At 73.1% G+C, this 12,532-nt stretch carries 11 protein-coding genes; 6 read left to right on the plus strand and 5 right to left on the minus strand.

The window, feature by feature from the left end:
• Positions 1 to 57 precede the first annotated feature (57 nt).
• Positions 58 to 507, plus strand: coding sequence for an SPW repeat protein (locus QC029_RS08835; protein ID WP_279554942.1), 450 nt, complete (start codon positions 58 to 60; stop codon positions 505 to 507).
• A 94-nt stretch (positions 508 to 601) separates the two neighbouring features.
• Here QC029_RS08835 and QC029_RS08840 read toward each other — a convergent pair whose 3' ends face one another.
• The 5 genes from QC029_RS08840 to QC029_RS08860 form a co-directional block, all read right to left on the minus strand.
• Positions 602 to 1,735: a YihY/virulence factor BrkB family protein gene (locus QC029_RS08840; RefSeq protein WP_279554943.1), complete on the minus strand. Its 1,134-nt coding sequence runs from the start codon at positions 1,733 to 1,735 to the stop codon at positions 602 to 604.
• A gap of 92 nt (positions 1,736 to 1,827) precedes the next feature.
• Complete coding sequence (gene pflA, locus QC029_RS08845; RefSeq protein ID WP_279554944.1) at positions 1,828 to 2,649, minus strand: pyruvate formate-lyase-activating protein; 822 nt, start codon at positions 2,647 to 2,649, stop codon at positions 1,828 to 1,830.
• Positions 2,649 to 4,943: a formate C-acetyltransferase gene (pflB, locus tag QC029_RS08850; protein ID WP_279554945.1), complete on the minus strand. Its 2,295-nt coding sequence runs from the start codon at positions 4,941 to 4,943 to the stop codon at positions 2,649 to 2,651. The genes pflA and pflB overlap by 1 nt, the downstream gene beginning before the upstream one ends.
• A 31-nt stretch (positions 4,944 to 4,974) precedes the next feature.
• A complete protein-coding gene (gene adhE / locus QC029_RS08855; protein WP_279554946.1) occupies positions 4,975 to 7,614 on the minus strand; it encodes a bifunctional acetaldehyde-CoA/alcohol dehydrogenase in 2,640 nt (879 codons plus the stop codon).
• A gap of 151 nt (positions 7,615 to 7,765) precedes the next feature.
• Positions 7,766 to 8,812, minus strand: coding sequence for a carbohydrate kinase (locus QC029_RS08860; RefSeq protein ID WP_279554947.1), 1,047 nt, complete (start codon positions 8,810 to 8,812; stop codon positions 7,766 to 7,768).
• An 88-nt stretch (positions 8,813 to 8,900) separates the two neighbouring features.
• Between QC029_RS08860 and QC029_RS08865 the strand changes: the two genes are divergently transcribed.
• The 5 genes from QC029_RS08865 (at position 8,901) to QC029_RS08880 (ending at position 12,488) form a co-directional block, all read left to right on the plus strand.
• Positions 8,901 to 9,479, plus strand: coding sequence for a GNAT family N-acetyltransferase (locus tag QC029_RS08865; protein WP_279554948.1), 579 nt, complete (start codon positions 8,901 to 8,903; stop codon positions 9,477 to 9,479).
• A 120-nt stretch (positions 9,480 to 9,599) separates the two neighbouring features.
• Positions 9,600 to 9,683, plus strand: a complete 84-nt coding sequence (locus QC029_RS31170) for a putative leader peptide (protein WP_369126574.1) — start codon at positions 9,600 to 9,602, stop codon at positions 9,681 to 9,683.
• A gap of 156 nt (positions 9,684 to 9,839) precedes the next feature.
• Entirely contained in the window at positions 9,840 to 11,537 is a 1,698-nt protein-coding gene (locus QC029_RS08870) for a nitrite/sulfite reductase (protein ID WP_279554949.1), read from the plus strand.
• Between the two features lie 46 nt (positions 11,538 to 11,583).
• On the plus strand, positions 11,584 to 11,769 hold the full coding sequence (locus QC029_RS08875) for a hypothetical protein (RefSeq protein ID WP_279554950.1): 186 nt from the start codon (positions 11,584 to 11,586) through the stop codon (positions 11,767 to 11,769).
• Positions 11,766 to 12,488 (plus strand): phosphoadenylyl-sulfate reductase, encoded by a 723-nt coding sequence (locus QC029_RS08880; RefSeq protein ID WP_279554951.1) that lies wholly within the window; start codon positions 11,766 to 11,768, stop codon positions 12,486 to 12,488. The genes QC029_RS08875 and QC029_RS08880 overlap by 4 nt, the downstream gene beginning before the upstream one ends.
• Positions 12,489 to 12,532 lie beyond the last annotated feature (44 nt).

Below are 12,532 nucleotides of genomic sequence, written 5' to 3' on the forward strand. Positions count from 1 at the left end.
GCCTCATGTGGTGGAAAATAGGGCATAAGGGTGAAAGTCTCAGAGGAGGTGGCTCCCATGGCCACACCCACGTCGCGCATCGAGGAACACCCTGACCTGATCGGGATGCGTGCACGCTACGCGGAGGCGGCGGCCTCGCCCACGGCGCAGGGGATGGAGGCGCTGACCGTGCTGGCCGGCGTCTTCCTGCTGGCGTCTCCATGGATCGTGGGGTTCAGCCAGTTCAACTCGCTGACCGTCAACAACTTCGTCACCGGCATCGCGCTCGCCGTGATCGGGCTGGCGCTCGCCGTGGCCTTCGAGCGGGCCTACGGCCTGAGCATGGCCGTCTGCGCGATCGGCGCCTGGACGGTCATCTCGCCCTGGCTGACGGCCGGCAACGTGGACACCGCCAGGACGATCCTCACCAACGTGATCACCGGAGGCATCGTCTTCCTCCTCGGGCTGGCGCTCCTGGCCGTCGGCAGGAAGGGCGGCAAGGGCAGCCGCGCGCACAAGAGGGGGTGACCCGGCCTGACGACGACCGCCGGCGCACGGGCCCGGGACGCCGCACGGCGCCCCGGGCCCGTCCCCGCCGGTCCGCCGGCCGGCGGACCGGCCGTCAGCCGCGGCGGCGGGAGCGCAGCCGGGAGCGTATGTCGGTCGGCGGCAGGAACTTCGTCCAGCGCTCGGGGAACTCCGCGGGCGGCTCTCCCCTCTCCCCGTCCCCGTCGGCGCCGCCCTCCGCCTCCCGCATCGCGCGCCGGGCGGCGGCCGCGGCGACGACCTCGGCCGCGGCCTGCTCGCGGGCCCGCTCGCTGGCGCGGCGGGCGGCGGCCGTGGTGACCGAGGGCCACACGTGGTCGATGGCGGCGTTGACGGCCGCGCCGACCAGGACGGCGAAGGCCGATATCCCGATCCACAGCAGCACCGCCACGGGCGCGGCCAGCGACCCGTACAGCGACGGCCCCTCCACCGTGCGGACGAGGTAGACGCGCAGCAGGACGCTGCCCAGGATCCACATCAGCAGGGCGACCAGCGCGCCGGGGATGTCCTCCGCCCAGGGCGAGCGGACGGGCACGGAGACGTGGTAGAGCGTGGTGAGGAAGACGACGGAGACCACCACCACCACGGGCCAGTAGAAGACCGCGACCAGCGGCTCCAGCTGCGGCACCCAGCCGACCACCGCGTCCGGCCCGACGATCATCAGCGGCAGGGCGACCGCGCCCAGCGGCAGCGCGACCAGGTACAGCCCGAAGGCCAGCAGCCGGGTCGCGACGATGCCGCGGTGGCCGTCGAGGCCGTACATGACGGTGATGGTGTCGATGAAGACGTTCACCGCGCGCGATCCGGACCACAGGGCCAGGGCGAAGCCGAAGGAGATGACGTCGGGCCGCCCGCCCTCGATCACGTCGTCGATCAGCGGTTCCGCGATCTGGCTGACGCCCCGGTCGGAGAGGACGGCGGCGGACGCGTTGAGGATGTTGGCGCGGACGCTGTCGATGGTGTCGGTGCCGATCCAGGCGTCGAGGTAGCCGAGCAGCCCGATCAGGCCCAGGAGCAGCGGCGGCAGCGACAGCAGGGTGAAGAAGGCCGCCTCGGCGGCCAGCCCCAGGACTCGGTACTCCATGCAGGAGTTGACGGTGTCCTTCAGCAGCAGCCACGCGAGCTTCCGCTTGGGGACGTTGCGGTACAGGGCGCGTACCCTGCGCAGCGGGTTCGAGGACGGCTTCGGGGGAGAGGGGGCCGGTTGCACGCCCTTAACGTATCCGGCCCGGCGATCGCGACTCACACCGTGGCCTGCCGGTTTCCCCCGGAACCGCGCGGTTCGCACACCGGTGCGGTGGCTCACACGGCGTGGAGGCCGTGCGCGGCGAAGACCTCGCGGGCCCGCGCCACCTGCCCGGGGGTGGGGACCGGGGTGCCGGCCAGGGGGAAGGCACGGCCGACGGCCTCCCACTTGGCGGCCCCCAGCGTGTGGAAGGGCAGGACGTCGACGCGGGTGACGTTGCCGAGGGAGGCCGTGAAGGCGGCGACGCCCTCGATGTCGTCGGGTCCGTCCGTCAGCCCGGGGACCAGCACGAACCGCACCCACACCTCGTTGCCCAGCAGCGCCAGGCGGCGGGCGAAGTCCACGGTGGGGGCGAGTTCGCCCCGGCCGCCGGTGACCTTCCGGTACAGCTCCGGGTCCCAGGCCTTGACGTCCAGCAGCACCAGGTCGGTGTCGGCCAGCAGGGCGTCGGAGGCGCGGGCGCCGAGGAAGCCGGAGGTGTCCAGGGCGGTGTGCAGGCCCAGCTCGTGCTTGAAGCGGTGCAGCAGCTCCCCGGCGAAGACCGGCTGGAGCAGCGGCTCGCCGCCGCTGAGGGTGGCGCCGCCGCCCGCGGCCCGGATGAACGCCGTGTACTTCGCGGCCTCGGCCACCAGCTCGTCGGCGGTGGTGCGCCTGCCGTGGCGCAGCCGCCAGGTGTCGGGATTGTGGCAGTACAGGCAGGCCAGCGGGCAGCCGGCGAGGAAGGCGGTGAAGCGGGTGCCGGGGCCGTCCACGCCGGTGGACAGGTCCCAGGAGTGCACCGATCCGGTGACCGGGCGGCGGGTGGCCGCCCCGGCGGGGGTGGCGGCCCCCGCCGGCGCGGTCGCCCGGATCGGTCCCGTGCCGGCGGGCGCGGTCATCACAGGGCTCCGTGGAAGGTGCGGGCGATGACGTCGAGCTGCTGCTCGCGGGTGAGCTTGACGAAGTTCACCGCGTAGCCGCTGACGCGGACGGTGAGCTGCGGGTACTTCTCCGGGTGCTCCATGGCGTCCGCCAGCGTCCCCCGGTCCAGGACGTTGACGTTCATGTGGAAGCCCCCGGCGGCGGTGTAGCCGTCCAGCACCCCGGCGAGGTTCCCGGCGCGCTCGGCCGGGGTGCGGCCCAGGGCGTCGGGGGTGATGGTGTTGGTCAGCGAGATGCCGTCCTCGGCGTCGTCGTAGTCCAGCTTGGCCACCGACAGGGCCGAGGCGACGTAGCCGTGGCGGTCCCGGCCGTTCATCGGGTTGGCGCCGGGGGCGAAGGGGGCGCCGGCGCGGCGGCCGTCGGGGGTGTTGCCGGTCTTCTTCCCGTAGACGACGTTGGAGGTGATGGTCAGCACCGACTGGGTGTGGACCGCGCCCCGGTAGGTGGGGTGGCGGCGCACCTTCTCCATGAAGCCGTGGACCAGGCCGCGGGCGATCTCGTCGGCGCGGTCGTCGTTGTTGCCGTACGCCGGGTAGTCGCCCTCGATCTCGTAGTCGACGGCCAGCCCGGTGGCGTCGCGGATCACCCGCACCCGCGCGTGCTTGATCGCCGAGAGCGAGTCGGCGGCCACCGACAGCCCGGCGATGCCGCAGGCCATGGTCCGCAGCACCTCGCGGTCGTGCAGGGCCATCTCCAGCCGCTCGTACGCGTAGCGGTCGTGCATGTAGTGGATGACGTTGAGGGCGTGGACGTACGTCCTGGCCAGCCACTCCAGCATCGCGTCGTAGCGCCCGGCGACGGTGGCGTAGTCCAGGTACTCGCCCTCGACCGGCCGGAAGCCCGCGACGACCCGCTCGCCGGTCATCTCGTCGCGGCCGCCGTTGATGGCGTAGAGCAGGGCCTTGGCGATGTTGACGCGGGCTCCGAAGAACTGCATCTGCTTCCCCGTGGCCATCGCCGAGACGCAGCAGGCGATGGCGGTGTCGTCGCCGTACTTGGGGCGCGTCAGCTCGTCGGACTCGAACTGCAGGGCGCTGGTGTCGACCGCGACGCGCGCCGCGAACTCCTTGAAGCCCTTCGGCAGCGCCCGCGACCAGAGGACCGTCAGGTTGGGCTCCGGCGCGGGGCCGAGGTTGTACAGGGCCTGCAGGGCGCGGAAGGCGGTGCGGGTGACCAGCGGGCGGCCGTCCTCGCCCATCCCGGCCAGCGACCAGGTGACCCAGGTGGGGTCGCCGGAGTAGAGCTGGTTGTACTCGGGGGTGCGCAGGAAGCGCACGATGCGGAGCTTGACCACGAAGTCGTCGACCAGCTCCTGGGCCCCGCTCTCGGTCAGCAGCCCGCGCTCGATGTCGCGCTGGAGGTAGACGTCGAGGAAGGCGTCGATGCGGCCGATGGACATGGCCGCGCCGTTCTGCTCCTTCACGGCGGCCAGGTAGGCGAAGTACAGCCACTGGACGGCCTCGCGGCCGGTGGCGGCCGGGCGGGAGACGTCGTACCCGTAGGAGGCCGCCATCTCCTTCAGCTCGCGCAGCGCCCGGATCTGCTCGGCGTTCTCCTCGCGGTCGCGGATGACGTCCTCGGTGGGCCAGCGGCCGTCCAGCAGCGCCCGGTCGGCCTGCTTGCCGGCGATCAGCCGGTCCACGCCGTACAGGGCGACGCGGCGGTAGTCGCCGATGATGCGGCCGCGGCCGTAGGCGTCGGGCAGGCCGGTGATGATGCCGGCCGAGCGGCAGGCGCGGATCTCGGGGGTGTAGGCGTCGAAGACGCCGTCGTTGTGGGTCTTGCGGTAGGAGGTGAAGATCTTCCTCACCTCCGGGTCGGGCTCGTGGCCGTACGCCTTCAGGGCCGCCTCGACCATCCGCCAGCCGCCGGTCGGCATGATCGCCCGCTTGAGCGGGGCGTCGGTCTGGAGGCCGACGATCAGGTCGAGGTCCTCGTCGACGTAGCCGGGGCCGAAGGCGGTGATGGCGGAGGGGGTGGCGGTGTCCACGTCGTACACGCCGCGCTCGCGCTCGCGGGGGAGCATCGCCAGCAGCTTGTTCCACACGGCGGTGGTGCGGTGGGTGGGCCCGGCGAGGAAGGAGCCGTCGCCCTCGTAGGGGGTGTAGTTCCGCTGGACGAAGTCGCGGACGTCGACGGCGTCCCGCCACAGCCCGCCGCGGAAGCCCTTCCAGGCGTCCTGCTCGGCGGGGCGGCCGGGTGCGGCGGCGCCGCGGCGGTACGGGGACTGCGGCTGCGGGATGGTCGTCATGGCTGGTCTCCTGGGGTTCCCGAGGGGGCGGTCAGGCGGCCGGGGTGCGGCCGTAGTAGGCCTGGCGCATCAGCGCCTGCATCTCGTCGAGCATCGGCATCCGGGGGTTGGCGGGGGCGCACTGGTCGGCGTAGGCGTTGCGGGCCTGCCGGGGCAGGGCCGCGACGAAGGCCCTCTCGTCCACGCCCGCCTCCTGGAAGGAGGCCGGGATGCCGCAGAGGGCCCGCAGGTCCTCCACGGCCCGCGCGTAGGACTCCACGCCCTCCTCGGGGGTGGCGGCCGGCAGGCCGAGCGTCTTGGCGATCTCCTGGAAGCGCTCGTGGGCCCGGTAGGTCTCGTACTTCGGCCAGCCGGTGAGCTTGGTCGGGACGCGGCCGTTGTGGCGGATGACGTGCGGCAGCAGCAGCGCGTTGGTCCGGCCGTGGGTGAGGTGGAAGGTGTTGCCGAGGGTGTGGGACATGGCGTGCACCAGGCCGAGGAAGGCGTTGGCGAAGGCCATGCCGGCGATGGTGGAGGCGTTGTGCATCCGCTCGCGGGCCCGGGGGTCCTCGGGGCCGTGGGTGACGCAGCGCTCCAGGTTCTCGAAGATCAGGCGGATGGCCTGGAGGCACAGCCCGTCGGTGTAGTCGTTGGCGTAGACCGAGACGTACGCCTCGGTGGCGTGGGTGAGGGCGTCGAAGCCGGAGTCGGCGGTGACGGCGGGCGGCAGGGACGCGGTCAGCACCGGGTCGACGATGGCGACGTCGGGGGTGAGGGCGTAGTCGGCCAGCGGGTACTTGCGGGCGGCGGCCGGGTCGGAGATGACGGCGAAGGGGGTGACCTCGGCGCCGGTGCCGGAGGTGGTCGGGACCGCGATCAGCTTCGCCCTCTCCCCCAGCGGCGGGAAGGTGAAGGCGCGCTTGCGGATGTCGGAGAACTTCTCCTTGGTGTCGGCGAAGGCGATCTCGGGGTGCTCGTACATCAGCCACATCACCTTCGCGGCGTCGATGGGCGAGCCGCCGCCGAGGGCGACGATGGTGTCGGGCTCGAACTCGCGCATCCGCTCGGCGCCGCGCTCGACGGTGGCCAGCTCCGGGTTGGGCTCGACGTCGTCGATGATCTGCAGGTGCACCGGGTCCCGGCGGGAGCGCAGGATGTCCTTGACGCGGGTGAGGTAGCCCAGCCGGTCCATGTTCCGGTCGGTGACGACGGTGACGCGCCGCATGCCGCGCATGTCGCCGAGGTGGCGCAGGGAGTGGCGCTCGAAGTAGATCTTCGGCGGGACCTTGAACCACTGCATGTTGGTGTTGCGGCGCCCCACGCGCTTGATGTTGAGCAGGTCGACGGCGGTGACGTTGCCGGAGACGGAGTTGCGGCCGTAGGAGCCGCAGCCCAGGGTCATCGAGGGCGGGAAGGAGTTGTAGACGTCGCCGATGCCGCCGAGGCTGGAGGGCGCGTTGGCGATGATGCGCACGGCCTTGACGCGGCGGCCGAACTCCTCGGTCAGCGCCTCGTCGTCGGTGTGGATCACCGCGCTGTGGCCCAGCCCGTCGAACTCGACCATCCGCGCGGCCAGTTCGATGCCGTGCTCGGTGCTCTCCGCGCGCAGCAGGGCCAGCACCGGGGAGAGCTTCTCGCGGCTGAGCGGCTCGGCGGGGCCGACGGCGCCGATCTCGGCGAGGATCACGGAGGTGTCCTCGGGCACGGTGAAGCCCGCCTGTTCGGCGATCCAGTGGGGCGGGCGGCCGACGGCGTCGGCGTTGAGCCTCGCCTCGGCGCAGTTGGCCCCCCGGGCGGTGGCGCCGAAGAGGAACCGCTCCAGCTTCTCCTTCTCCTCGGGGGTGGCCAGGTGGGCGTGGAGCCCGCGGAACTCGGCCACGGCCCGCTCGTAGACCCCGGCGTCCAGGATCGCGGCCTGCTCGGAGGCGCAGATCATGCCGTTGTCGAAGGCCTTGGACAGGACGATGTCGTGCACGGCGCGGGCGACGTCGGCGGTGCGGTGGACGTAGGCGGGGACGTTGCCCGCGCCGACGCCGAGGGCCGGCTTGCCGCAGGAGTAGGCGGCCCGGACCATGGCGTTGCCGCCGGTGGCCAGGATGGTGGAGACGTCCTCGTGGTTCATCAGGCGCCGGGTGGCCTCCATCGACGGCTCCTCGATCCACTGCACGCAGTGCTCGGGGGCGCCCGCCGCCACGGCCGCGTCGCGCACGATCCGGGCCGCCTCGGCGCTGCACCGCTGGGCCGAGGGGTGGAAGGCGAAGACGATCGGGTTGCGGGTCTTGAGCGCGATCAGCGCCTTGAAGATCGTGGTGGAGGTGGGGTTGGTCACCGGGGTCATGGCGCAGACGACGCCGACGGGCTCGGCGATCTCGGTGATCCCGTTCAGCTCGTCGCGGCGCACGACGCCGACGGTCCGCAGTCCGTCCATCGAGTGGGTGACGTGCTCGCAGGCGAAGAGGTTCTTCATCGCCTTGTCCTCGAACACGCCCCGGCCGGTCTCGGCGACGGCCAGCTCGGCCAGTTCGCAGTGCTCGGCCAGGGCGGCCAGGGAGGCCTTCCGCACGATGTGGTCGACCTGCTCCTGGGTGAACGACGCGTACTCCTCGAGGGACTTGACGGCGTGTGCGACCAGGGTGTCGACGGTCGTCTCGGCATCCGCCGGTGCGGCGGGACGTGCGGTGGCTTCTGCCATGGGGATCACCTCTGGTCGGGGGCCTCGGTGATCCCATTGCACGCCGCCGGGGCCGCCGGGCGCAGTCGCCGAAGGGGCCCCGCCCGGCGGCCGAAGGTCCCGTTCCCGGGCGGGACGCGGGCCGAAGGTCCCGGCGCCCGCCGGCGGGCGCTCATCCGTGCGCGGGCCGCCCCGTCCGGTGCGCCCACGGCGGGTCGGCGCCCCGCACCGCGCAGGTGGCGGCGGCGACGGCGGCGCCGGTGGCCAGGGCTTCCTCCAGGGCTTCGGCGGTCAGCGAGTCCAGCCGCCCGCCGAGGGCGCCGCCGGTGTGGAGGGAGTGCAGGAAACCGGCCGTGAACGCGTCGCCGGCGCCGACGGTGTCCACCACGGTGGTGGGCGGGGCGGGCACCCGCAGCCGCAGCCGCCCCGCGCCGCCCGCGCGCTCCATCGAGGCGTAGGCGCCCTCGGGGCCGAGGGTGACGACGACCAGGGGGACGCCGTGGCCGTGGAGGGTGTCGGCGGCCTCCTCCACGCCGGCGCCGGGCAGGAGGTGGCCGAGGTCGTCGCCGGACAGGCGCAGGAGGTCGGCCGCCGCGCACCAGCGCGGCAGCCGCTCGCGGTAGACGGCCGGATCCACCAGGAGCGGCCGGACGTTGGGGTCGATCGAGACGGTGGCCCGCCGCCGCACCCGTTCCAGCAGCCGTTCCACCGCCTCGCCGCCGGGCGGCCTGACCAGTGCCAGTGATCCGGTGTGCAGGCACGCGGCGGGACCGGCCGCCGCCGTCGCCAGCTCCTCGTCCGTCCAGGCCCAGTCGGCGGTGCCCTCGGCGTGGAAGGAGTACTCGGCGCGGCCCTCGGCGTCGACGTCGGCGACGGCCAGGGTGCTGGGCTCGGAGGCCTCCACCACCGCTTCCAGGCCGGCCCCGGAGGCGGCCAGGTGCTCGCGGAAGAGCCGGCCGAAGACGTCCGTCGACAGTCTGCCCAGGAAACGGGTGGGTGTGCCGAGCCGGGCGAGCGCCACGGCGGTGTTGGCGGGGCCGCCGCCGGGCAGGACCTCCAGGCCGATCGCGGGGGTGGACGGCCCGGGGGCGCCGGGCGCGCGGCCCTGCGGCGGGACGGTGAAGGCGTCGGCGACGCACTCCCCCAGGACGGCGACGGGGGCGGCGGACGGGGGGACGGGTTCGGGGGCGCCGTTCGGACGGCTGCTGGTCGGGGGCATGGGGGCATTGTGGTACGCGGCCCGCCCCGCCGCCCGCGCCCCGGGGCCGGGCCCCGGCAGCCGAAGCCGGCGTGTTTCACTGCCCGGTATGAGCAGCACCGTCACCGTCACCACCTGGTCGCTGGAGCAGACCTCCCCCTCCGACCTCTCCCCCGCCCACACTCCGGACGCCGAGTCCGGCATCCGGATCGCCCGGGCGGAGGTCCCCAGCCCGGAGTTCAGCCGCTTCCTCTACACCGCCGTCGGCGCGGACGTCACCTGGACGGACCGGCTGGGCTGGACGTACGCGCGGTGGCGGGAGTTCCTGGAGCGGCCCGCCGTGGAGACGTGGGTGGCGTACGATCGCGGCACCCCGGCCGGGTACCTCGAACTGGACCCGCAGCCCGAGGGGAACGTGGAGATCAGCTACTTCGGCCTGATCGCCGCCTTCCGCGGCCGGCGCATCGGCGGGCACCTGCTGTCGTACGGCACCGCCCGCGCCTGGGACCTGGCGGAGCGCTGGCCGGAGCGCGAGCCCACCCGGCGGGTGTGGCTGCACACCTGCAGCAAGGACGGCCCCCACGCGCTGGCGAACTACCGGCGGCGCGGCTTCCGTCTGTTCGACACCAGGACGGAGGAGGAAGCGGACATTCCGACCCCGGGCCCCTGGCCGGGCGCGGCGGCGTGAGCCCCTCCGGAACGTGAACCCCGTGTGATCGACACCACATCGTCTCGCGGTACGGGACAAGGTTGTCCGAACTGTGGATAAAGGTGGACTGCCGCGAGACACGCATGCCACGCTTCTGCCATGTCTCGAGCTGGAATTGCCTTGGTGAGTCGGCGGCACGTCGACCTCGGCCGCATGTCCAGCGCCATCTGTCCGACGGGCTGACAGTCCCAGCACCGCCGCACATCCGCCGCCCCCGCCGTCGCGGGCAGGCGGTCTTCCCGCCCGCGTCGCCGTCCGGGTCCGCGCACGTCAGCGCGCCGTACGGACCCGGGCCGCTTTCCGCGCAGCCGAGTCCAGCAGAAGGACGAACACACCGTCATGGCCGACACCCCCAAGCCAGCCAGCGCTGCCCCGACCCGCCGCAAGGCCGGCCGCCACCGCGGCGAGGGCCAGTGGGCCGCCGGGCACTTCACCCCGCTCAACGCCAACGAGCAGTTCAAGAAGGACGATGACGGTCTCAATGTGCGGACACGCATTGAGACGATCTACGCCCGCGGCGGGTTCGACTCCATCGACCCCAGCGACCTGCGCGGCCGGATGCGCTGGTGGGGTCTCTACACCCAGCGCAGGCCCGGGATCGACGGCGGCAAGACCGCCGTCCTGGCCCCGGAGGAGCTGGACGACGAGTACTTCATGCTCCGCGTCCGCGTCGACGGCGGACGGCTGACCACCGAGCAGCTGCGCGTCGTCGGCGAGATCTCCCAGGAGTTCGCCCGCGGCACCGCCGACGTCACCGACCGGCAGAACATCCAGTTCCATTGGATCCGCATCGAGGACGTCCCCGAGATCTGGCGCCGCCTGGAGGCCGTGGGCCTGTCCACCACCGAGGCGTGCGGCGACACCCCCCGTGTCGTCCTGGGCTCGCCGGTCGCCGGGATCGCCGCCGACGAGATCGTCGACGGCACGCCCGCGATCGAGGAGATCCAGCGCCGCGTCGTCGGCAACCCGGCCTTCTCCAACCTGCCCCGCAAGTTCAAGACGGCCGTCTCCGGCTCCCCGCTGCTGGACGTGGCGCACGAGATCAACGACGTGGCGTTCGTCGGCGTGCGCCACCCCGAGCTGGGCCCCGGCTTCGACGTGTGGGTGGGCGGCGGCCTGTCCACCAACCCCCGGCTCGGCGTCCGGCTGGGCGCCTGGGTGCCGGTGGAGGAGGTCGCGGACGTCATGGAGGGCGTCGTCTCGATCTTCCGCGACTACGGCTACCGCCGGCTGCGCAACCGCGCCCGTCTGAAGTTCCTCGTCGCCGACTGGGGGGCGGAGAGGTTCCGCCGGGTGCTGGAGGACGAGTACCTGGAGCGGAAGCTGGCCGACGGCCCCGCGCCGGAGTTCCCCGCCCAGCGCTGGCGCGACCACATCGGGGTGCACCGCCAGAAGGACGGCCGCTTCTACGTCGGCTTCGCGCCGCGCGTCGGCCGCGTCGACGGCGCCACCCTCACCAAGATCGCCGAGCTGGCCGAGGACCACGGCTCGGGCCGGGTGCGCACCACCGTCGAGCAGAAGATGATCGTCCTCGACGTGGCCGAGGACCGGGTGGACTCCCTGGTGGAGGGCCTGGAGGCGCTGGACCTGACGACCCGTCCGTCGGTCTTCCGGCGCGGCACCATGGCCTGCACCGGCATCGAGTTCTGCAAGCTGGCCATCGTCGAGACCAAGGGCCGCGGCTCCGCCCTCATCGACGAGCTGGAGCGCCGCATGCCGGACTTCGACGAGCCGGTCACCATCAACATCAACGGCTGCCCCAACTCCTGCGCCCGCATCCAGGTCGCCGACATCGGCCTCAAGGGCCAGCTCGTCACCGACGCCGACGGCCGCCAGGTGGAGGGCTACCAGGTCCACCTGGGCGGCTCCCTGGGCCTGGACCCCGGCTTCGGCCGCAAGGTGCGCGGTCTGAAGGTCACCGCCGCCGAGCTGCCCGACTACGTCGAGCGCCTCCTGACCCGCTTCCGCGAGGAGCGGCAGGACGGCGAGCGCTTCGCCCAGTGGGCGGCACGGGCGGACGAGGGGGCCCTGAAGTGAGCCGGGGACGCGTCCCGGCGGGCGCGGAGGCGACGGGGGAGGCGCCGTGAGCGAGCGCGCCGCGCCGTTCTACTGCCCGTACTGCGGCGACGAGGACCTGCGGCCGTCCGAGGACGGCCCCGGCGCGTGGGAGTGCGCCTCCTGCAACCGCGCCTTCAAGCTCTCGTTCCTCGGACTGCTGGCCGACGGCCTGCGGCGGTCCGGTTCCGCTGAGGGGGACACCACACGATGAACGCCGCCGAGGACCGGCACGACCTGCGGCCGGGCACCGACGAGCTGCGGCGGCTCGCCGAGAAGGCGGGCCGCGAACTGGAGGACGCCTCGGCGACGGAGATCCTGCGCTGGGCCGCCGACACCTTCGGCCGGCGCTTCTGCGTGACCTCCTCGATGGAGGACGCCGTCGTCGCGCACCTCGCCTCGCGCGTGATGCCCGGTGTCGACGTGGTGTTCCTCGACACCGGCTACCACTTCCCGGAGACCATCGGCACCCGGGACGCGGTGGCGGCGGTGATGGACGTCAACGTCATCACGCTCACCCCCCGGCAGACCGTGGCCGAGCAGGACGCCGAGTACGGGCCCCGCCTGCACGACCGCGACCCCGACCTGTGCTGCGCGCTGCGCAAGGTCAGGCCGCTGGAGGAGGGACTGCGCGGATACGACGCCTGGGCCACCGGCCTGCGCCGCGACGAGTCCTCGACCAGGGCGGACACCCCGGTCGTCGGCTGGGACGGGAGGCGGGGGAAGGTCAAGGTCTCGCCCATCGCACGCTGGACGCAGGACGACGTGGACACCTACGTTGCCGAGCACGGCGTCCTCACCAACCCGCTGCTGATGGACGGTTACCCCTCCATCGGGTGCGCGCCCTGCACCCGGCGGGTGCTGGTGGGCGAGGACGCCCGCTCCGGCCGCTGGGCCGGGCGCGGCAAGACCGAGTGCGGACTGCATGGCTGATGGCGAACCCGGAGACCGGACAGGTCCAGACAGTTGAGGAGCGG

Origin of the sequence: Streptomyces sp. DH37, assembly GCF_029813835.1 — a bacterium.
GTDB lineage: Bacteria > Actinomycetota > Actinomycetes > Streptomycetales > Streptomycetaceae > Streptomyces.